At 42.3% G+C, this 20,894-nt stretch carries 19 protein-coding genes; 6 read left to right on the top strand and 13 right to left on the bottom strand.

Annotated features, from left to right (window positions below; translation table 11 throughout):
* Nucleotides 1–4: 4 nt before the first annotated feature.
* From THEIN_RS04060 to THEIN_RS04000, 12 genes are all read right to left on the bottom strand, one after another.
* The gene (locus tag THEIN_RS04060) at nucleotides 5–2,167 is read right to left on the bottom strand and encodes an LPS-assembly protein LptD (RefSeq protein WP_013907428.1); all 2,163 of its coding nucleotides are present in this window, start codon (nucleotides 2,165–2,167) and stop codon (nucleotides 5–7) included.
* Nucleotides 2,168–2,225: 58 nt separating this feature from the next.
* Nucleotides 2,226–3,053 (bottom strand): heterodisulfide reductase-related iron-sulfur binding cluster, encoded by an 828-nt coding sequence (locus THEIN_RS04055; RefSeq protein ID WP_013907427.1) that lies wholly within the window; start codon nucleotides 3,051–3,053, stop codon nucleotides 2,226–2,228.
* Nucleotides 3,041–3,538, bottom strand: a complete 498-nt coding sequence (locus THEIN_RS04050) for a 4Fe-4S dicluster domain-containing protein (RefSeq protein WP_148236934.1) — start codon at nucleotides 3,536–3,538, stop codon at nucleotides 3,041–3,043. Before THEIN_RS04050 ends, THEIN_RS04055 begins: the two co-directional genes overlap by 13 nt.
* A 19-nt stretch (nucleotides 3,539–3,557) precedes the next feature.
* Nucleotides 3,558–4,730 (bottom strand): AmmeMemoRadiSam system protein B, encoded by a 1,173-nt coding sequence (gene amrB / locus THEIN_RS04045; protein ID WP_013907425.1) that lies wholly within the window; start codon nucleotides 4,728–4,730, stop codon nucleotides 3,558–3,560.
* Complete coding sequence (locus THEIN_RS04040) at nucleotides 4,720–5,505, bottom strand: ParB/RepB/Spo0J family partition protein (protein ID WP_013907424.1); 786 nt, start codon at nucleotides 5,503–5,505, stop codon at nucleotides 4,720–4,722. The genes amrB and THEIN_RS04040 overlap by 11 nt, the downstream gene beginning before the upstream one ends.
* A 216-nt stretch (nucleotides 5,506–5,721) precedes the next feature.
* Entirely contained in the window at nucleotides 5,722–6,444 is a 723-nt protein-coding gene (locus tag THEIN_RS04035; protein WP_013907423.1) for a hypothetical protein, read from the bottom strand.
* Nucleotides 6,444–8,381, bottom strand: a complete 1,938-nt coding sequence (locus tag THEIN_RS04030) for a DUF505 domain-containing protein (protein ID WP_013907422.1) — start codon at nucleotides 8,379–8,381, stop codon at nucleotides 6,444–6,446. The genes THEIN_RS04035 and THEIN_RS04030 overlap by 1 nt, the downstream gene beginning before the upstream one ends.
* 261 nt (nucleotides 8,382–8,642) lie before the next feature.
* Nucleotides 8,643–9,596: a thiamine-phosphate kinase gene (thiL, locus tag THEIN_RS04025; protein ID WP_013907421.1), complete on the bottom strand. Its 954-nt coding sequence runs from the start codon at nucleotides 9,594–9,596 to the stop codon at nucleotides 8,643–8,645.
* Nucleotides 9,593–10,021, bottom strand: a complete 429-nt coding sequence (gene ndk / locus THEIN_RS04020) for a nucleoside-diphosphate kinase (RefSeq protein WP_013907420.1) — start codon at nucleotides 10,019–10,021, stop codon at nucleotides 9,593–9,595. Before ndk ends, thiL begins: the two co-directional genes overlap by 4 nt.
* Nucleotides 10,022–10,438: 417 nt before the next feature.
* Entirely contained in the window at nucleotides 10,439–11,218 is a 780-nt protein-coding gene (locus THEIN_RS04010; RefSeq protein WP_013907419.1) for a TIGR04219 family outer membrane beta-barrel protein, read from the bottom strand.
* A gap of 15 nt (nucleotides 11,219–11,233) precedes the next feature.
* On the bottom strand, nucleotides 11,234–11,641 hold the full coding sequence (locus THEIN_RS11520) for a CBS domain-containing protein (protein ID WP_013907418.1): 408 nt from the start codon (nucleotides 11,639–11,641) through the stop codon (nucleotides 11,234–11,236).
* Between the two features lie 136 nt (nucleotides 11,642–11,777).
* Nucleotides 11,778–13,094, bottom strand: coding sequence for a TldD/PmbA family protein (locus tag THEIN_RS04000; RefSeq protein ID WP_013907417.1), 1,317 nt, complete (start codon nucleotides 13,092–13,094; stop codon nucleotides 11,778–11,780).
* A 159-nt stretch (nucleotides 13,095–13,253) separates the two neighbouring features.
* Between THEIN_RS04000 and THEIN_RS03995 the strand changes: the two genes are divergently transcribed.
* Genes THEIN_RS03995 through THEIN_RS03975 form a run of 5 tightly spaced genes read left to right on the top strand, consistent with a single transcriptional unit; the run spans nucleotide 13,254 to nucleotide 19,477 of the window.
* On the top strand, nucleotides 13,254–13,757 hold the full coding sequence (locus THEIN_RS03995) for a hypothetical protein (RefSeq protein WP_013907416.1): 504 nt from the start codon (nucleotides 13,254–13,256) through the stop codon (nucleotides 13,755–13,757).
* Nucleotides 13,758–13,760: 3 nt separating this feature from the next.
* Nucleotides 13,761–15,857 (top strand): DNA translocase FtsK, encoded by a 2,097-nt coding sequence (locus THEIN_RS03990; protein WP_013907415.1) that lies wholly within the window; start codon nucleotides 13,761–13,763, stop codon nucleotides 15,855–15,857.
* Between the two features lie 19 nt (nucleotides 15,858–15,876).
* Nucleotides 15,877–16,455, top strand: coding sequence for an outer membrane lipoprotein periplasmic chaperone LolA (gene lolA, locus THEIN_RS03985; RefSeq protein ID WP_041434503.1), 579 nt, complete (start codon nucleotides 15,877–15,879; stop codon nucleotides 16,453–16,455).
* 4 nt (nucleotides 16,456–16,459) lie between these two features.
* On the top strand, nucleotides 16,460–17,389 hold the full coding sequence (gene nadA, locus THEIN_RS03980) for a quinolinate synthase NadA (protein ID WP_013907413.1): 930 nt from the start codon (nucleotides 16,460–16,462) through the stop codon (nucleotides 17,387–17,389).
* Between the two features lie 15 nt (nucleotides 17,390–17,404).
* Nucleotides 17,405–19,477, top strand: coding sequence for an alpha-amylase/4-alpha-glucanotransferase domain-containing protein (locus THEIN_RS03975; protein ID WP_013907412.1), 2,073 nt, complete (start codon nucleotides 17,405–17,407; stop codon nucleotides 19,475–19,477).
* An 18-nt stretch (nucleotides 19,478–19,495) separates the two neighbouring features.
* Here THEIN_RS03975 and THEIN_RS03970 read toward each other — a convergent pair whose 3' ends face one another.
* On the bottom strand, nucleotides 19,496–19,717 hold the full coding sequence (locus tag THEIN_RS03970) for an ASCH domain-containing protein (RefSeq protein WP_148236932.1): 222 nt from the start codon (nucleotides 19,715–19,717) through the stop codon (nucleotides 19,496–19,498).
* A 403-nt stretch (nucleotides 19,718–20,120) separates the two neighbouring features.
* Between THEIN_RS03970 and THEIN_RS03965 the strand changes: the two genes are divergently transcribed.
* Nucleotides 20,121–20,609, top strand: a complete 489-nt coding sequence (locus THEIN_RS03965) for an FKBP-type peptidyl-prolyl cis-trans isomerase (RefSeq protein WP_013907410.1) — start codon at nucleotides 20,121–20,123, stop codon at nucleotides 20,607–20,609.
* Nucleotides 20,610–20,894: the final 285 nt, after the last annotated feature.

Below are 20,894 nucleotides of genomic sequence, written 5' to 3'. Positions count from 1 at the left end.
CAAACTAGCGTCCCCAGCCGCCTATGCCTACAAGGTTTATGTAAAACGAATAGCGAGTTTCGTCGGGGTTCTGGTAGATTTTAATAACTCCCCACCAGCACTTGGTGCGATATTCAAAAGCCATAGAAGAGGAAGAAAGTTCACCTTCTTTTAAGCTATACTGGGCGTTATAAGCAAACCAAAACCCGTGGTAAACATTTTTGCGTAAATTCAGGTTGATTTGTTTTATTTTTCTTACCTTATCCCATCGGTAATCAAAGCCTATGTTTTCTCCTCTGGTATTGCGTAAGTTGAGAGAAAGATTAGCTGTGGTCCAACCTAGACCGTAGAAGTTATAAGAGGTGCTTGCCCGAATATAGATTTTGTGTAGAAAATTACTTTCCCCTTCGGCGAAAAGGTCGGAAAAGGGATGCCGTTTGTCATCGGAGCCTTCTAATTTTCTAGTGGCTTCATTAAAATCAAAACTTTGATGAACCCACAGACGCAGCCAGTCAGAATAACGAATATTTCCTGAAGAATCCTTTTCTTTAGCAGTGACAAATTGTAACAGACCATAATCTAAAACATTGCTCTTGGGTAACCTATCTTCGACGGTAAATGTTGGTAGATCGTTCTGATTAGTTTCAGGACGATAAAGATAGGTGATTTTTGGCCTTAAAACATGTTTGAAGCCAACAACGCCGAAGCGGCTAAAAGGATATATACGGCTAAAATTAAGACCAGCCCGGGTTTCTATTTCATAAAGGGTTCGGTTTAGGTATTCATATTGATGATTATCCTGCCAATCTACCAGATAGGAAGTGTGTTTTAGACGATACGCTATTCTCAAATCTAGAGGTTTCCAGGGTGAAGGGTTAAGACTTATTTCCGGAGTAAGGTCAAGCCTGTGTCCTCGAAAACCCTTCTCTCGCCACCAATGGGTGTAGTTTTCTTCGAAAGAAAAATTTATTGGTCCCCAAATAGGAGTGGTTAAACGGGAAAAATAAACACGCGGGAGAGGATTTAGGATTTCTTCCTGCCAACCAGGAAAAACGCTATCGTAGTAGGTAGCACTTGTTTGAAAGAAATAATGACCGAAAGAATGGGTTAACCAAATTCGATTAGTACGATAAAAGCTATTTTTTTCATCAAGACCGCGGCCAAAGCGGTTTAAGTAAAAGGAGTTGCTCTGGTCAAAACCAAGAGATCCACCTAAAAATTCATACAGGAAATCTTTATCAGAAAGAATGTCTATATCTAATCTCAATGGCCAGTTCTTGGCTAGCTCCTGATCAATCTTTCCTGTTATCCAGTAACGATTTTTATTTGAACGAATAATTCCGTCTGCATTATAGTCATTATCTTTTAATCGATCTTTAATATATCTTGTTCTGAAGGTACCAAAACTGTTTTCTCCTAAAGCGTAATTGGCTTCAAGGCCGGTCATAAACCCTCTTTTGCCTGTGTAAAAAGGGTAAAAAGTCAAGTCAAAACTGTCATTTATGGCCCAAAAATAGGGAATTTCCAGACCAAATCCTTCTCTTGTACTTTGGATTAAACGAGGAATCAAAAAACCGTTATGACGTTTTGTTTTGATACCAATACTGAGATAAGGACTATAAAGAAGAGGTATTCGCTTGACGTTGAAGGTAATATCTCTGGCGTAGGCCTTACCTTCTGGAGTAACCTTTAGCTTTCTGGCCCAAAAACTCCAGTCAGGGCTGCATTTTCCATTTTTACAAATATCACAAGTGGTTATGGTTGTTTTTTGGGCAAGATAGGTTCCCTGGCCAAGGATTCTTACCTTTTTGGCTAAAATTTGTACTCTTGCCGTTTCAAAGGCAAGAGCTTGCACTTTGCCTGGCCCTAAGTAGAGGCGAACGTGTTCAAACTCTCCTTTATATGTTTCGAGATTTAACCAGCCGTGAGAGCTTTGGACGATGTCCCCGTCTGTGTCTATGGTTATAGGTCCATATAGAATAGCTTTTTTTGAAGGCAGCTCGTAGATAAAACGAGAACAGTAAATAACGTTATCTTTATTGCTAATGATAACATTGCCATCGGCAATAAGTAGCTTTTTACTTTTCAGAAAAGAAAGAGTATCCGCCTCTATATGCCATTTATTAGCGGCGGTAGTTATTGCAGGGCAGACCAATATCAAAAATAGACAAAGAGTAATTTTTTTCATTGTATTAAAACTTGGAACTTTTACGTTTTTTATCCTGGTTTTTCGAGAAAAAAAAGCCTTAGCAAAAACCTTTTTTTAATAGAAGAGGCAAGGGGTCTAAAAGATGTTTCTTAAACCAAGAGATGTGGGCCTGTCCTAAACCCAGGGCCAGCAATTCACTCAGGTGAAAAACGGGAAGATCTACTTTTACAGGAGCTCGCATTTCGAGATTCATCTGACACATAACACAGTGGGTAACCAGGGCATCGACCTGTATTTTTTGGGCCTCCATCATCATGCGTCGTACGATTCCAGAGACAAAATCAGGTTTAATTATTGAGAGATATGTTCCGCAACATTGTTTGGCGTAAGGCCAGGGAACAATTTCTGCCCCTAAAGAAGAAAGCATTTTTTCCATAAGACCGTCTTCCATGGGAGGTGGAAGTTTCGCTGGCACGTAAAGTAAGCAGCCATAATAAGGGGCCAAACGTAGGCCAGAAAGGGGCTTACCCTTTATTTTGTGCCAGGGGAAAGAAGCTAATACCTCTACAAAGTGTCTTATTTTCCAAGAAGGATTTGGCTTCTGGCCAAAAAGTGTCAAGAATTTTTTGGGATTTTTTTGGGCTTCGAATAGGCCAAGCCTTAAGCGATCAAAACAGCTGGGGCATAAGGTGAGAATTTCAGAAGTATTATTCGGCAAGGAGGCAAGAATACGCCAGGTAAGTTTACGGGCTAAGTCTTCACAAAGGTTATGTGCTGAGGAACTACCACAGCAATTCCAGTCAGGAATTTCTATGAGTTCTATATCCCAGTATTTGGCTACTTCAAGGAGGGCTTCTTCAGCTTCAGTAGCCAACCCTTCAAGAGAACATCCAGGATAATAAGCAAATTTAGTTATAGAGGACATTTTTCAAAAAAAGCTCTAATTTTTTTGCGCTCTTTTAAACGAGCAGGTTTAAGCTTCATCTTTTTTTTGGTAAGCATTTGCAAGCCAAGTGTTATGTCTTCAAAGAAATGTCCCTTTTTCGTTTTATAAGCCAAAATTAGTTCAAATTCGCTTACACGGCCATGACGCTTCAAAGAGAGCAACATTTGTCGGTGGAATTCATAGATGTCTTTTTCAGCTATAATCCCAACTTTTATGGCTTCTTGCCTTAAAATGTCCATAATTTCAGGGATTTCTATGCCCATGGGGCAGGCGTGAGTACAGGCATTACACCCTACACATACCCAGATGGCCTTACTTTTTAGGGCCTCTTCAAATTCTTCCCATTGTAAAAGCCGCATTAGCTGGTGAGGTAAATAGTCCATAAGAGAGACACAAGGGCAACCGTTAGTACAAGTCTGGCAGGTTAGGCAAAAAGAAAAGTCTCGTTCAGCTATTTTTTCCATGAAATTCTTTATAGCATTTTTAGTCAAAAAAAGCAGCCGCTGCCAGGGAAACGATCGAACCTTCACCAAAATCAACAGCTTCCTGGTGAAGAATTTTCCCTGACAATTTTTCTCCTGAAAAAATAAGACTCAAAAGATATAAAGGCCCAAAGCCGCAGACTTTATAGTAATCATCTTTAGCTAACATCTCGTAAATTCTATCGGCATCAAAGGTTAAAACCTTTTGTAAAAGATTAAAATCGAATTCTCTGGCTTTTTGTTTTTCATTTTCACCTGCTGGAGTGGGATCACCGTAACGAAGACCCAGATGACAAAAATCAACTCCTACCACTAAATAAGTTTTTTCGTCTAGCAGGTCTCTCAGGGATTCTGCCAGTTTTTTAAAAAAATTTCTATGGCCTTGGGGGCTGGCTACTAAAATGGGAACCAACGAAAATTCTCCTAGAAGATGTTTCAAAAAAACTACTTGGAAATCTATAGAATGTTCGCTTTTGTGGGCCCATTCGTGCCCGCGTAAATCTTCATCTATCTTTTTGCTAAGTTCGGCAACAAATTCTCGGTCATATTTCACTAAACCAAGAGGGGTTTCAAAGTCTTTATATGCCAAAGAAACAGGTGTTTCTAAAAAATGGCCTGTCCCCAAAACGATAACTCTCGCCCCTTTGGGCCATGATAACCCTTGATAAGCAGCGGCAAAAGTTTGCGCCCCAGCACGAAAGTCAATATGTGGAGCAATTATTATTCGGGGATTGTAGTTTGGCCGTTTAGGCCAGAGATTTAGTATTTGGTTTAAAAAGGTTTTTAATTCATCAGGCTTTAGGGGGTAGGCGTGACCAGCATGAGATGAAGGTCTAACTTTTGATTGACTGAAATCTTTTTCAAGTTCCTGGCGTTTTTTAGTAAAAAATTCAGTCTCAAGGAAGAGATTTTTCTCAAGGGTGGCCAGAAAATCTTCTATTTCTTCAAGCATAACCAGACGGCCAAGACTTCTGGTAAGCATTACCTGTATGTCCCTCAAAGAGTGTTGTCCATCAAGGGCGATTAGAAGAGGAGCCATTTCTTTGGGAACCACTAAAGGGTTTTCACTGTAAGCCAATGGGTCTCGTAAAAGAAAGGCTTCTTTCCCCTGCCAATTAAAAGGGATAATATCAATTGCTCTTAATTTAGGGCGAAAGTCAGGGCTATATTTCATGGCCACCTATGTCTTCAGGTGATATCTTATTTAAAGCCTCTTTTACTTTTTCAATGGCTTCGTAGAATTCGTCGTCAATCTTTCGTACCCTTATTCCATAAGCGCGCTGTACAGCTTTGCGAACAATTTCTCCCTTAAGTAGGGCGTTTGTCAAGCCTAATCGGGCATAAGTTTCATTAACCTGTTGGTTTAACTCCACGAGTTTTTCGGCTCTGCGGCGTCTTTCTTTAGAGGCTTCCTCTAATGGTTCGTGTAAAAAATTATCTATTTTGGAGACAAAAGACTCATAAAAGCTGGCGGGAAACCTTGGTTCAAATTCTTCAAGTATAAAACCAAAGGTTATAAGTGAAGGTTCTTTAAAAAAACTAATAAGGTCTATTTCTAAAGTTTGTGGTTCTTTTTCGAGAAACTCATAAAAAAGACGGTAAGCTTGCTTGGACTTTTCTTTTACATTTGGAGGCTTTTCGGTGTTAAATTCCAGGATATGGAGAGCTAGTTCTTGAGGAGCAATAATGCCAATAATTTCCTGATAACCTAGTTCTTTTAAGGCTTCTAAGCGATGGCGGCCATCAACTACGTAGTAACCTTCATCACCTTCAACCACGACAATAGGATGAAGAAAACCTAATTTTTCAATGGCCAGTTCTAGATTGCGTTTTAGCCCCTCAGAAAGATCCCGCTGAAAAGAGGGGATTAGAATTTCATCTACCTGGAAGAGGGACAGGCAAAGTTCTTGATTTTTTACCGGGTCTTTATAACGGCAGAGCTCTCTCATGATAAACCTCCTTAATCTTCTTCTAAAGAAATATAGGTTTCACAACAGGGACAGGCAAAATTTAAATTTTCTATCCTATCAGAATTTATGTACGGAAAAGGCGGGATTAGTAAGTCGAAGAAGTAAGTCGAAGAAAAGCGTGTAATGCCAATGAAATAATCGATAATATATACCAAGATTCCCGCTTAAGCGGAAATCTTGGTGGTAACTTCCTTTTTACACATTTTCGGTAATCTCTATCCAGCCAAAAGTAGCTTTGTCTTTAGGCGAATAAAGAACCGTTTCAGGAAGTGGGTCACGTTTTAAGCGGCGTTTGATAACCTCACGCACTTCTTTTACTCGCCAGTAAGCCAGAAGCAGGCCACCGAAGGGATCGTCAGTCCAGTAGCCGGTCCTGAGTGGAATTTGGAAGTTTCGCAGCCGGTTGGTTAAGTCTTCGTAAAAGGGCACAAGCTTGGACATGGTTTCTCTGAGATGCCTGAGCTCGGCCCGAGCCAGGCCTTCACAATAACTTAAGCCTGCATATTTCATTACTTGCGGAATTTCCGCTTCAAACTCAGCCACACCAATAAAGACCTGGTGCTCTCTCTTTTTCAAAATCCGTCCAGTTGAAACTTCAATGGTGTGTACCAAGCGGCTGGTGATTTCTTCAAGCCAGATTTTTTCCGGCAAAACTAGCTCTTGCAGCTCAAGGTATCTTTCACGGAGCCTTTCCAAGAGAAAGTCTTTGACCGAAGCGATTTTGTCAAAATTTCCGGCCATAAGGAATACCCGCACGAGTTCGGCAAAATCAGGGTGTTTGCCAAGGGCGTAAAAGAAAAGCGCCTCTTCAATGGATTCTCGCAAAAGCTGGCCGGGAAAATAGGGCTTCCCCCCTTCGCGGGGGAAACCCTTCGCTTCAGCAGCCAGCGGAGTATGGGCCACTAAGTAATACTTCATTAAGCTTCCTCCCCGGCGTAAAATACCCTTACTTCCTCGTGCGGGTTCATCTTATCAACGGCCTGGAGTATTAAATAACCTGCTTCGGTGATGGTATTTTTGCCCACATAACCAGCGTGGCGTGCGGCTTTTAAAGCCTCGTCAAAGACGATGGCCGGAAGCCCACTTCGCTTTATGGCCTCTTTTATGTTTTTAGGCAAAATCCTTATACGCTTTTCTTTAACGAAGAGTGTTCCCACTTCGGCTAGGGCCTTTAGCACACGATAAATCAAAGGGTTAATAGGATGGCCGAAGTTTTTAGGCACACCTGAAACAGCCCGGTCAATCATTTCCCCAGCCTCGGTCTCAATTATGTTTCCGTCAGGCATGACATTTATAAGATGACGGGCTTCTAGTTTCTCAAGTGCCCATTTAAAACGCCTTCTTTTGCCTTCACCTACCATATCAAACAGGTCTTCCACGCTAATGCCACGGCTGGGAATAGAAGCCAAAATTTCGGCTTCATAGCGCGTTAAATGAGGCATTCTTGAGATGGTTTCCGCAAGCTCGGCGTAAAAGTAGCCAGAGCGAGTGGGTTCGCCTGTCCCCAAAAGCCCTTCTTCTAAGGCCTCGTCCACCCATTCCACATTTGGCGCCGAAAAGGAGCGGTGAGTAATGGTAATGGCTTTTACGGCGGTTGAAGAAATCTCGCGTACTTTGACTTCCTGGTCTTTGATGACTTTTCGGCCAAAATCAGTTAGCTCAAAGACTTCTCTACCCTTTTGATCTTCAGTAGTATGAATCAAGTTAAAAGATTCAAGGCTATAAAGGCTTAAGCGTAGAGAAAAGTTGTCGTCGTACCAGCGGGCCAGGTCTTTTGCTTCCATAAACTGGCTGGCGATTTGTTGATATTTTTCGGGCATTTCTTCAATTTTACGGCCATAACGAGCTAAAATTTCTTTGTATTGCTTAATTTTGCGGTCAATCATCTCCGCCCGTAGATTTTTAAAGGTAGGCGTTTCTTCAGGATTGTTTTCCGCCTTTTGCCAGAGATGCTCAATGGCCTGAAGTATTTCAACTTCCTCTTCTTCTATGGCTACCGTCCAGGCGTCAGGAGTAACTTCTCGTTTCCAAAGGCGTAACACTTCTAAGGCCCAGTAACCTGCGGGGAGAAGTTCTTTGTTCTGGTCAATGTAACCGAGGCTTTGAAGAATAGCGATGGTAGCTTCTGGGACTTCTTTTTCATCAGCCACATCAGCGAGCGCCCAGAGAATGTCGCTGGTTAGCACATCCCCTTCACCAAAACCACCGTAGGTGAGAGCCTTTTTCACGGCCTGGCCTAGGGCGGTAAAGGCGTAAATGTCAGAAGTGGGGACGCTATAAGCAATAAGACGCATGGCCTCAAGGAGATGTTTGGTATGAGTATCAATGGTAAGAAGCGAAGCCCTAGCCGGGCCGGCTGGAAGCTTGCGAATTTCTTGGGCCAGCTCTGCTGAAATTTCAAGCTCGGGTTCAAGGGCCTGATAAATTTCAAAAATTCTTTTTCCGGCCTCAGTTAAGCCTATGTACTCTTTGCCGGTTTCTTTGTCTTTTATTTGTGCAGCAAGGCCTCTTTGCTGTAAGGGCTCTACAGCAAGAGGGCCAACCTGGCCGGCCAAACCTGCTGCCTCAAGCATGGCCACAATCTCTGTGCCCAGCCAACGAAAGCCCTCAGGCCACTTTTCCGGAGAAGGGAGTTTTTCGCGGTCAATTAAGTCGCGAAGCACAAGGGCAAGTTCTTTCCCCAAGTAAGTAAGTTCCCTTTTTAAAGGGGCTGACTGGCGCACCAGTGCCTGCATTTCCAGTTCAAGGTAAAGGTCCTCATCGGCCTCTAAAATTTCCATGCCTTTAGTCTGAGTTTCCTCTTCAAATGAAAGGAGTTTCAAAAGCGCTTCGGCATGTTCTTTCTTGATAAGCATATTCCGCCTCCTCGTTAGAATTTCCAAACAATTGAACCATAGGCACGGTAAATGCCGTGTCAAGTTCAAAGGGAAAAATTGTTAAAGTGTTTTGGGTGGCCAAAGCGTTAACGCTAGGCGACGTCAGTCGCTGTGGCGATCTTAAGGCTCTTCGCCAGGTTCATGGGAGAGAACTCTCGCTTCGTTCGGGACCGGGACTACTTCGCTTCGCTCCCAATGACAGCTTCCTGACACTTCGAGCCAACAGGTGAAGCATCTCTTTTAAGCAAAGTGGTCAAAGCCAGAAGGGGAGACTTTTTCTTTTTGGCCGTTTTTTATTAAGTAAATAATTTGTTCTTCTATAATGTAGCCTATTTGAAAAAGCCTTTGCGAGCCGAGTTTTAAACGCAAAAATCTTTCTTTCTCAGGTGGGACGGTAAAAAGAAGGGCAAAATCTTCTCCGCCGGAAAGAGCATAAAAAATAGGCTCTTGAGAAAGAGAAACTTCGTTTAAAGCCTCATGGACAGGAATTTTTTCGGCTTCTATTTCTGCCCCCAGGCTGTTTGCCCGGCAAAGTCTGGCCAGATCAAGAAGCAGGCCGTCTGAGATGTCCATCATGGCCGAAGCAAGGTTTTCCTGTGCTAATACCTTTCCAAGCCTTATTTCCGGCTCAGGGTCAAGGTGAGCTCGTTTAAGAGATTCGGGCGGTTCAAAGCCTTGTTGCCATAACTCAAGCGCCCCGGCTGAAGCCCCAAGCGGACGAGATACAAAAATCAGATCCCCCGGCCTGGCCCCTTGACGAAAGATAACCCCTCCTGAAGGAGCATGGCCTATTAGGGTAAGGGTAAGGTGCCAGCGCTCAGGGTTGCGGGTAACATCTCCGCCAATCACTTCGGCCCCGTAGTTTGCAAGCTTAGTAGTTATCCCTTCCCAGAAGAGAGGAAGCTCCCTCTCAGAGATGCCCGGTACGCTCAGATTAAGCAGAGCATAAGCAGGCTCTCCACCCATGGCGGCAATATCACTCAGGTTAACGGCCGCAAGCTTTCTCCCCACAAAATACGGATCAAAGTAGGCGAAGTCAAAGTGGACATTTTCCACCATGGTATCGGTGGTAAGGAGCTCCCAGAAGGAGCCCCTTGAGATTACGGCACAGTCATCACCGATACCGCAGATGACTTCCCGGTGAACCGGCTTAGATTTTTTCCGGAAAAAGGCAAGGATTTCTTCTTCGGTCATGAACGAGGGCAAATCTCAAGTTCACTGAAGAAAAAGGCTATTTCCCTGGCAGCTGATTCAGGGCTGTCAGAGCCGTGAACCGTGTTTTCTCCCTTGCTCAAAGCAAATGTTTTACGAATAGTACCCTCGGCAGCTTCAGCCGGGTCAGTGGCTCCCATAATTTCGCGGCACTTGGCAATGGCGTTTTCGCCCTCAAGGACAATGGCTACAATAGGGCCAGAGGCCATGTACTCGGTTAATTCTTGGTAAAAAGGGCGTTCCTTGTGGACGATGTAAAACTCTTCGGCCTGGGCCTTGGTGAGGTGAAGCATCTTCATGGCCACGATTTTAAGGCCGCCTTTTTCAAAAAAACTCAACACCTGACCTATTAAATTGCGTTCTACTCCATCTGGCTTGATAAGACTCAAAGTCCTTTCAACGGGCATAACTTCCCTCCTATAAAAATTTTTCTGAGACCTTTACAAAATTTAAAAAACATAGATTGATGACCACGGCGAGACTTTCGCCTCGCGAGAGCGTTGTTTTGGCCCTGAGATTGCTTCGCTCGCCTGCGGCTTGCTCGCAATGACTGAAAAGGGACGGGCTCGCAATGACCCTGCTGGGCCATTTCGTCAGCCCTGCGGGGCTCCTCGTAAATATAAGTGAGAAGTGAGAGCAATCTACCATCAGCCATCTGCCATCTACCATTTAGTTACTGCGAGCGGAGCGAAGCCGTATTTTCCTCCCTCAGCCATTAGCCATCTACCACACTGTCACTGCGAGCCCGTATGGGCGAAGCAGTCTCTTAAGTATAGCATTTTGCAAAAGGTTTCAGATCTGTACTTATCACCCTAAAAAGCAGGTTAAAAATTAACTCCAAGTTCAGCAAAGGGACCTGATAAAGTAAAGGTGCCTTTAAAATCGTCAACATCGAATTTTAAGTCTTGATACCGGTAACCCACACCAACAAAGGCCGACGGCCCAACCAAAGGAGTGCTAAATATATAAAATTTAAGCCTTCCAATAGCATCGTAATAATGGTTGTTATTGTAGGCGATGCCGCGGAACTCACCTTCAAGACTTACTTTACCAAAATCTATACTCAGGCCGCCGTAAAGTAACGGGATAACCACAGTAAAAGAGGTATCTTCTTTGAGGTTTTGCTGCTCAATACCTGCTTCTACGTTCATGACTCTAGCGTTTAAGCCAAGTTCCACGTTTATCCCTGCAAATCCTAAAGTGGCCGCTTCAGTAACAGATTTAAGAAAAGGAATTCCCCAGTAAACACCAAGGTCATATTGTTGCATTTTTAGGTAGCTATCAAAAGGCACATTAGCATTAAAAGTTTTATCTCCGAAAGTAAAAGTTTTATTTAGTTCTCCTTCTTCTTCAAAATTAACAGGCGTATATGCCAGGTAAAAATTTATGAGAGGGAGGTCAATTTTAACTCTTCCGAAAGGTTTATATTCGGTATCGTATCTAAGGTCGTCTTTTACTGACAGGCTATCTCCTTTATAAGAGATATCTCCACTAGGGTTTTCACTCCAAAAGCCCCCGGCTGCTTCAAGTCCAAAAGCCCAAACCCGTGTCCCTAAAAATAAGACCAAAATAAAAATCAGCGCGCTTAACTTTTTGGCTGTCATTTGGATATCCTCCTTCTAAGTATTGGCTACGGCTTTAATTATATCAGTAGCCGAAAGAACACCTATAGGGATATATTTCCCCGCATGAGAGGAGATAACTAAAAGACGATGGATCCTGTTTTTAACCATTATGGCCGCTGCTTCTTTGAGGTTTGCATTGGGGTCAATAGTGAAGGGTTTAGGATGCATAAGGTCTTCAGCAGTTAATACAAATATTTTAGGACCATATTCTTGTAAGCCTTTTATAATATCGGAATGGCTCAAAATCCCCATAAATTCACCACCGGGCCCTACTACGATGAGGGCGTGTACTTTGGTTTCATTAAAAGTTTTAACCACTTCTTCAAAAGAAGTATCGATATCTACAATTTTTAGCGATCGTGTCATCACTTTGTTAACTGTTATTTGTGCTAAATCTTTCATATAAAGCCCCTCCATTTTTTTCACAAAGCTATATCATAGCTTTGTGTTTTTACTTATCTTTAAAAGAGATAATTTTTTTAATATTACTTCCAATTTTTTTTAAAAGCTTAAGTTCTTTGTTTTTATTGAGGACAAACTAGCTACCAGCAAGGTCAAGCTTAGCGGTAAGAATGCTAGGGCTCCCAATGTTGCTGTAAAAAGTGAGGTCATTGCCTAGGGCTTCAATCTTTTCAAAAAGTGAAAAAATATCACCTGAAATAGCCATGCCATTTACAGGGATAATTTCTCCGTTGCGGTGAAGAAGACCAGAAACGCCTAACGAGAATTCTCCTGAAATGGGATCAGCAGTGTGCATGCCTAAAACTTCTAAGACCTCAAAAAATTCTGATAACTTGCCTGTAATTTTTTCTGGAGGGTATTCTCCTGGCTTAAGATAAAAATTGGTAAGCCCTACAGAGGGTTGATCTTTGAAGCTTCCCCTCCTGGCATTACCGGTAGATGGGAAACCTGCTTTTTTACCCCAATAAGAGTCAAAGAGAAAATTTTCTATTTTCCCTTCTTTAACTAAGACTGTCTCGCGTTGGGGAATACCTTCGTCATCAAAAGGTCTTGTGCCTATAACATCAACCAAAACTCCGTTATCGATAATGTTTATAAATGAGGGAAATACTTTTTGGCCAAGTTTATTTTTGAGAACAGATTTGCCTTTAACTAGATTATCTCCCAGAAACGAACTTGAAAGTAGCTCTAGGAAATCTACTGCTACGTGAGGCGGCAGGAGAACATGGATTTTTCGGGAAGAAATTGGCTTAGCCCCAAGTCTTTTTACCGCCCGATAAGCGGCTTTTTGCGCTATTTCCTCAGGTTTTATCCTCTCTCTCAAGGGAAATAGCTGCCATTCCCAGCCCATTTGGGCTTCTTCTCCCTCCATGGCTATCACTACCGCTACCAAAGAAAAGCCGCCGTAGTCCCATTGAGCTTCGAGGCCGTTTGTATTGGCTATGTAAAGTTTCCCCTGGCTATGACTAAGGCCAGCTTCTTGAATTCTTTTTACGCGTGAGTCATAAGAAAAAGCTGTTTCTTCTACTTGTTCAAGAATAGCAAGTCCTTCTTCTGCAGAAATTAATTCTTCTCTTGCCGGCGGTAAAATGGGATATTCCTGGGGGCCTGGTAAAGAGTAAGCGTCTTTTTCCATAACCGAGGCCATTTCATAAGCCTTAAAGGCCGCGTTTAAAACATCTTCTGGAGCCAAAGAAGTGGTGAAAGAAAACCCCAGAGCCCCATCTTTCAGTATTCTTATGGCCAGCCCGTGTTCTTCATAAGGTTGAAATTTTTCTAGTCGGCGGTCTTTTTTTTCTATTTTTAGGCCTTTTTCTTCATAAGCATATATTTCTAAGGCCTCAAGGCCTTTTTCTTTTTGCCAGGGCCAGAGGATATCTTTTATTTGATCCACTTGCTCCTCCCGAAACTTTGAAAATTGAAGTCATTATACTCGGCTTATCTTTAGAATTCATCTTTAATTTTTGTTTTGCCTGTCCCTAATTTTTACATTTGATTTTTAGAAATGCTGCATTCGTGGTATCTTTTAAAAAATAATTTTTACGAGGCATTTATGAAGAGATTTTTATTCGTCTTATTTCTTTGTTTGTCTCCTTTGGTAGTTTGGGCCTCAAAGGCGGAACTTTCTTTTCTTAAAGATCTTGCCGGCTGGAAGGCCTCTGAGCCGCATTATCTTAAATACGCTGGTGGAGAACAAAAGGCCTTTTATATTCGTCGCTTCTATGAGCGAGGAGATGGCGCCAGACTAGAAGTCCTTTTCGCCGGTGGGACGCAAGGGGAAAAGTTAGCTCAAACTCTTAAGGGTAGGCTTGAAGTAGAAACACCTGACTTTATTTTGAAATACCGTCAGATAGATGGTTATCGAGCCTTGATTAGCTATGCACCCAAAGAAAAAAAGGGTTTTGTGGCTATTTTTTTAAAGGATAATCCTTCTCTTTTACTGTTAGCACGCTTTTCGTCTCTTTCAGATGAAGAGATATGGCCGATACTAAAACAATTGGGCTGGTCTGGCTTGATTAGTCAGGGGTTGGCTTTTCTCAAAGAAGAGTCTCCTTAAAAAATGTTTAATCGTTTTAAACACGAAATTATAGGTATAGTTTTACTAGCTCTTGGAGTTTTTATTTTTTTAGCCTTGGTGGGTTATCACCCTGATGATCCTGGTTTTGGTCGTGTTGGAGCTATTCAGGTTAAAAATTTTACCGGTCTTATCGGGGCTTATATATCTGCCTTTTTCTTTGATCTTGCAGGTATTGGGGCCTGGTTTGTCCCTATTTTTTTGATCCTTGGAGGAATCTGGCTTTTTAGCGGCCAAAAACAGGGATTAAGGCTTCTGGTGGCGGCGGTTCTTTTTATATCTTCGGTTTCTTTTCTGGAACCATTGGCCAACCTTCATGGAGAAATTGGGCCTTATCCATTAAACGGTGGCCTCCTAGGCGTTTTAGGCAAACAGTTAGTAGCCCTTTTAGGTAAACCAGGGCTTTTCCTCATCATAGTTTTGTTTCAGTTGGTAGCACTTTCTTTGATTTCCGGCTTTTCTCCAAAAGAGCTTTTAGAAAGGGCCAAAAACTTCGTTGTCTTTTTGATAAGTAAGTTTAAAACTTTCTTTTCAAGAGAAACTCATGAATCTCCGGTTCAGGAAGCAAGAGAACTGGTTTCGGCCTTTGAACCACAAATTCCAGAGGCTCAAGAAATCTACCCTGAGCCAGAAGAAGACCTTTATACTCCAGAAAAAGACGAGTCTAAAAAATTGCCTACCCCCAGTATAGGGCAGAAATTTCAAAAACCTCCATTAAACTTGTTGAATGATCCTCCGCCTCAGGTAAAACGCGAAAGTAAAGAAGAGCTTTTGGCCAGAGCCAAGCTTCTCGAACAAAAGCTTGAAGACTTTGGGGTAAGAGGAAAGGTAACAGAGATTTGTCCAGGCCCGGTAATTACAGTTTATGAATACGAACCAGCTCCTGGTATAAAAATCAATAAGATTTCTTCTCTGGCCGATGACTTAGCCCTTGGGCTTAAGGCGGCAAGTGTTCGTATTGTAGCCCCGATACCTGGCAAATCAGCTGTAGGTATAGAGGTAGCTAACCGTGAACGGGAGATTGTTTATTTGAAAGAAATTCTTGCCAGTGAGACCTATCGTAAAGCCAAATCAAAGCTGACGCTGGCCCTGGGAAAAGATATTTCAGGACGTCCAGTGGTTACAGACTTGGCCAAAATGCCCCACCTCCTCATAGCTGGAGCCACTGGGACAGGGAAAAGTGTGTGCCTCCATTCCATGCTTATGAGCCTTCTTTTTAAGGCTACTCCTGAAGAAGTACGCTTGCTCCTTATAGATCCTAAACGTATTGAACTTTCGGTTTATGACGGCATTCCTCATCTTTTACATCCGGTACTACTTGAGCCCAAAACCGCTACTCTGGCCTTAAAATGGGCAGTAGCTGAGATGGAAAGGCGCTATCAGCTCCTTGAAGAAGCCAGGGCGAGAAACCTTGAATCTTATAACGCCCAGGCAGAAGAAAAGCTCCCGTATATTGTCATAGTGGTGGATGAGCTGGCAGACCTCATGGTAGTTTCGTCAAAAGATGTAGAAATGTCTCTTACTAGATTAGCCCAAATGGCTAGGGCTTCAGGTATTCATTTGCTTTTGGCTACCCAGAGGCCATCGGTAGATGTGTTAACCGGTATTATAAAAGCGAATTTTCCTGCTAGGATTTCATTTCAAGTATCTTCTCGTACTGATTCTCGTACCATTTTAGACACAGGTGGAGCAGAAAGGCTCCTTGGTGCTGGAGACATGCTCTTTTTGCCTCCTGGAACTTCAAAATTAAAGCGTATTCATGGGGCTTATATAAGCGAAGAAGAAGTAAAAAGGGTGATTGAATTCCTGCAATCCCAGGGTGAACCCGCTTACGAGATAGAGTTTACGGTAACCGAAGAGGGTGGTTCAGAAATTGCTGACGATGAAGTTGATGAACTTTATGAACAGGCTGTACAAATCGTAGTGCAAACCGGCCAAGCGTCTATTTCTATGTTACAAAGACGTTTAAGAGTGGGCTATAATAGAGCTGCTCGCATGATAGAAAGAATGGAAAAGGAGGGAATCGTTGGTCCGTCAGATGGTGTTCGTCCTCGTCCTGTGCTTAGGAGTCCTGATAAATAAGTCGCTTTGGGCGGCAAACTTGCCGACCGAGATAGCCCAGCGCGTTGAGGCTTATTATCAGGCAACCAAAAGTTTTGCTGGTGAATTTGAACAAGAAGTTCTTTTCAAAAGAGGTGGCCAGGTAAAGATTTCTAAAGGTAAAGTTTTTTATAAAAAACCCGGCCTTATGCGCTGGGAATATGAGTGGCCTGAGAAACTTCTGGTCATATTTGACGGTAAAACCATTTATGTTTATAGCCCTAAGGATAAACAGGTGATGGTTTTTCCGTTAGATCAATCATTATCTTCTAAGGTTACAGTTAATTTTCTCAAAGGTCAGGCTGACATTTTGCGAGATTTTGAGCTTAGCTCCTTTGAAAAACTTTCTGAAAAAAAGGTAGCCCTTACTCTTATTCCTAAAGATCAGGAAACTCAGGTACAAAAAATTTGTCTAATTGTTACTCCTGAAAATGGAGCCATTAAAGAGATATGGTTTTGGGATCAGCTCGAAAACCTTACGAAAATTAAATTTTTTAAAATAAAACGAAATGTTAAACTTAAATCGTCCATTTTTCACTTTGAACCTCCAAGAGATGTTGAGATAATAAGACAGAGGTGATTTTATGGGTGAACAGCCAGCCTTGAATGAACTTCAGCAAGAGATAAGAGAGCTTGCGCGAGATCGTAAAGCCATTATTTTGGCCCATAATTATCAGCCCCCAGAGATTCAAGATGTAGCTGATCTTGTTGGTGATTCTCTTGAACTTTCCCTGAAAGCCGCTCAAACCGAGGCGGAAGTTATTGTCTTTTGCGGGGTGCGCTTTATGGCCGAGACCGCGGCCATAGTTTCGCCAGACAAATTGGTAGTTTTCCCACGGGTAGAGGCGGGCTGCGAGATGGCTGATATGATAACCGTTGAAGATGTAGAAGCCCTTAAGGCAAAATATCCTGGCGCGCCTGTGGTAACTTATGTCAATTCCTATGTAGAAATAAAGGCCGTCTCTGATATTTGTTGCACTTCAGCTAACGCTGTAAATGTGGTTAAGGCTTTACCGGAAAAAGAAGTAATCTTTATCCCGGACAAAAATCTAGCTCGCTACACCCAGCGTTTTTTAAAAGATAAAAAAATTCACTATTTTGAAGGCTATTGTCCTTTCCATGATGTGTTAACGGTGGAAGAGGTTAAAGCGGCGCGCAAAGCACATCCAGAGGCTCTCTTTATAGCCCATCCAGAATGCCGCCCTGAGGTAATTGACCTGGCTGATGCCGTAAGGTCAACCAGCGGTATGTTACGCTATGTTCGCGAGTCCAAAGCTAAAGAATTCATTATAGGTACAGAGGTTGGGCTTTTATATCCTTTGAAAAAACAAAACCCCGATAAAGAATTTTATCCGGCTTCAGAAAAGATGCTCTGCGAGGCCATGAAGATTATTTCCCTTGAAGATTTAAAAAAATCGCTCGAAACTTTATCTCCCACGGTAAAGGTTCCTGAAGATATAAGGATCAAGGCTTACCGGGCGGTAACTCGTATGTTAGAAATCCCTCGCACTTAGGAGTAGGAGGCCCAAATGAAATTGCCGTTTGTTTTTGGAGTCCATAATCATCAACCCCTTGGCAATTTTGATTCTGTGATAAGGCGGCTGACTGAAGAAAGTTATTACCCTTTCCTGAAAATATTGGCCAAATATCCTTTCTTTTGTATAAGCCTTCATGTTAGCGGTATTTTACTCAAGTGGTGGGAAGATAATCATCCCACCACTTTCGAGCTTTTAGGAGAATTAATTTCCCGAGGCCAAATCGAGCCAGTGGTAGGGGGTTTTTTTGAACCTATCTTGGCCGTTATCCCTAGAGAGGACCGTAAAGAACAGATTCTTCGTCATAAAGACTATATAAAGAAACAGTTTGGGAAGACATCAATAGGCCTCTGGCTTACTGAGCGTGTGTGGGATCAGCCACTGGTGGAGGACTTGGCCTTATTAGGGATAAAATATGTAGTTGTTGACGACCGACATTTTCTCGTCACGGGTTTCGAAAAAAACGACTTGTATGGTTACTATCTTACTGAGGCTGAAGGGCACAAGCTTGCGGTTTTCCCAATAGATGAGACTTTGCGTTACGCAATCCCTTTCTGGCCAGTAGAAAGGCTTGGACTTTATCTTGCTGATGTGGTTTCTCGGGGAGGACGGCTTGCCGTTTATTTTGACGATGGCGAAAAATTTGGAGTATGGCCTGGGACTAAAAAGTGGGTCTTTGAAGAAGGTTGGCTTGAGACTTTTTTGAAGACTATGGGCCAGTGGATTGAAGAAGAAAAAATTGAACTTATGACTTATGCGCAAGCGTTAGAAAAAGTTAAGCCAAATGGGCTGGCCTACTTGCCTACAGCTTCATACTCAGAAATGGAAGAATGGGCCCTTCCGGCCAAGCGAATTCTTGAACTTGAGGAGCTTTTAAAGCGTCTCAAACCTGAAAAAACTCGCTTTTCTGCTTTTATAAGAGGTGGTCATTGGCGAAATTTTTTTGTTAAGTATCCAGAGTCAAATCATCTCCATAAACGCATGCTGCAAGTGAGCGAGCTTTCAAGGCGAAAGATCGACCCTGAGGCCAGGCTCGATCTTCTTGCCTCCCAGTGTAATGATGCATATTGGCACGGGATCTTCGGCGGTCTTTATCTGCCCCATTTACGCCAGGCGGTATGGCAGAAGCTATTATCTGCTGAAGGCAAATTAAGGGCAAAGCAAAAAGCAAAAATTGATACTTGTGATGTTGATTATGACGGCCAGGAAGAAATATTCTTTTCTTCGGCCAAAGCCGTGGCTATTTTTAAACCTTCTTATGGTGCACAGCTGATAGAGTGGTCACGGCTTTGCCATCCACACAATTACACGAACGTTCTTACCAGACGCTTTGAAGCCTATCACGAAGCCATAAAATACCCAGAAGAACAACCTGTTGATTTTGAAGAAGGAGTTTCAAGCATCCATACCCTTCGCAAAAAGCCTTCTGAAGAAGTATTAAAGGCCTTGGTTTATGACTGGTATGAAAGGCATAGCTTAATTGAGCACTTTTTTGATCCAAATCGTAGGCTTTCTGATTTTGTTAGATGTGATTTTGCTGAATGGGGAGACTTTGCTAACCAGCCTTTTAACTGCCATAAAAAGGGAAAAGAACTGATATTTTTCCGTGATGGTGGTCTTTATCCCCCAGGTTCTCCAAGAAGGCCCCTTTTATTGCGCAAAAAGATAAAACTGGAGAAATCGGGTCTTGTTTTAGATGTTTCCTATGAACTGGAGTATCGTGCTTCTCAAAAAACTAGATGTTTCTTCGGGGTGGAATTAAATATTTATCCGCCGCTTTTGGCTTATGGTAAAGGAAATATAAAAGTTGACGGCCAAACAATAGATTTTACTAAGCCGGTGAGCTTTTCTGGAAAAGAGTTGGCAATAGAAGGTCCTAAAAAAGAAAAATTTGTTCTCAAACTAGAAGAACAAGCAAGCTTTTTTATGTTCCCGGTGAAGACGGTCAGTCAATCTGAGGCCGGCTTTGATTTAACTACCCAAGGTCTGGCAATTATGCCTTTCTGGGCAGTGGAATTTAAAGAAGGTAGCCTTTTTACCAAAAGACTAACTCTAAAAATAACTTAGTTTTAAGGAGTAGTTAAACTATAGACCTTTGGTCTTTAAGACTTCGAGTCTGTTTTTCATGCGTTCCATAAATTGGCGCACATCCGCTTTAAATTCAGGAAGAGTTTGGTGTTTTTTAGCATATATTTTTTGAAGTTCCTGAAGCCAATACTCTAAGGTTTCCCTTTCTTTTTTTACCAGTTCTGCTTGTACTTTCTTTTTGAGTTGATCTAAAAGCTTCCGGTCCATATATCCTCCCATTTTATTTTACCCTTAAGCGTAGATTAAAATAGCAAAAATTTTGGAAAATACAAAAGAAACCAAGATTCCCGCTTTGCCCCCAACGCTTAAGCGTTAATCTAGGTGAGATCTTTAAAAATTAAACAGATGTTGCTTTGCCTACTGACACAGACTCGTATGATGCCCTCTTGTTGTCACTGCGAACGGAGTGAAGCAGTCTCTTCTGCCATCCTCCATCTACCACCAGCCACCGGTCAGTTTGTCACTGCGAGCCCGCAAGGGCGAAGCAGTCTTTTAAGTAAAATATTTTGCAAAGGTCTTTAGTATAAATTTTAACAATAGTTGATTAAACAAAAATAAATTTTGACGATAGTTGACTTGTTTGCTAGAGTAAAATTTTACAATTTGTATTTTGGAGGAAGAAATGGAAGACAAAACCGTTGCCCCTAACAAAGTAATTACCCTGAGCTACCAGCTCGAAATTGAAGGCAAAGAAACTCCAGCCTGGTTTGCCAGGCCTATGAAAGTGAGCTTTCTCCTTGGCCGTGATCCTCTCATGCCTATTATTGAACAAGCTATTGTTGGTGCTAAAGAAGGTGAAGAAATCACCGTTACTATCCCGCCTGAGCAGGCTTACGGTCCTTATGACAAAAATCTTGTCCAGGAAATTTCTCTTGACCAGCTCAAAAATCCAGACCAGGTTAAAGAAGGCGAATATTATCAAGAAGTTACTCCTACTGGCCGCCAGCTTATGTTTTTAGTAATAGCTAAAAAAGACGGCAAAGTCGTGGCTGATTTTAATCACCCTGCTGCTGGCCACAACGTAATTATGAAAATCAAGATAGACGAAGTTCGTGAAGCCACGGCTATGGATTTTGCCGCTTGTGATATGCGCAATTGCGGAAGTGGCTGAAGCTGCTAGTTCAGAGGGTAGTTACCCTTAAGAGTACCCAGTTAAAAAGCCCCGCTTGCGGGGCTTTTTTATTTTTAAATCTTGGTCGTCAGATGGTTTTAACTTTTTCCCTTCTTTCCCTGTTAAGTCAAATTGCTTTGCTATTTCTCTGTCGCGGGGCGACGTAGTCTGAGGCGATCTCAACTAACGTTCTGTCTTTGCAAAGATTCTTATTAAATTTAGTTAATTCTAATAGATGACAATTTAAAATTATTTTATTCATATATTTTACTAGATTATTTTATA

It is taken from the genome of Thermodesulfatator indicus DSM 15286, assembly GCF_000217795.1.
In the GTDB taxonomy this organism is placed as follows: Bacteria; Desulfobacterota; Thermodesulfobacteria; order Thermodesulfobacteriales; family Thermodesulfatatoraceae; genus Thermodesulfatator; species Thermodesulfatator indicus.
The sequence above is the reverse complement of the archived record's forward strand: the minus strand, read 5'-3'. Positions and strand labels throughout refer to the sequence as shown.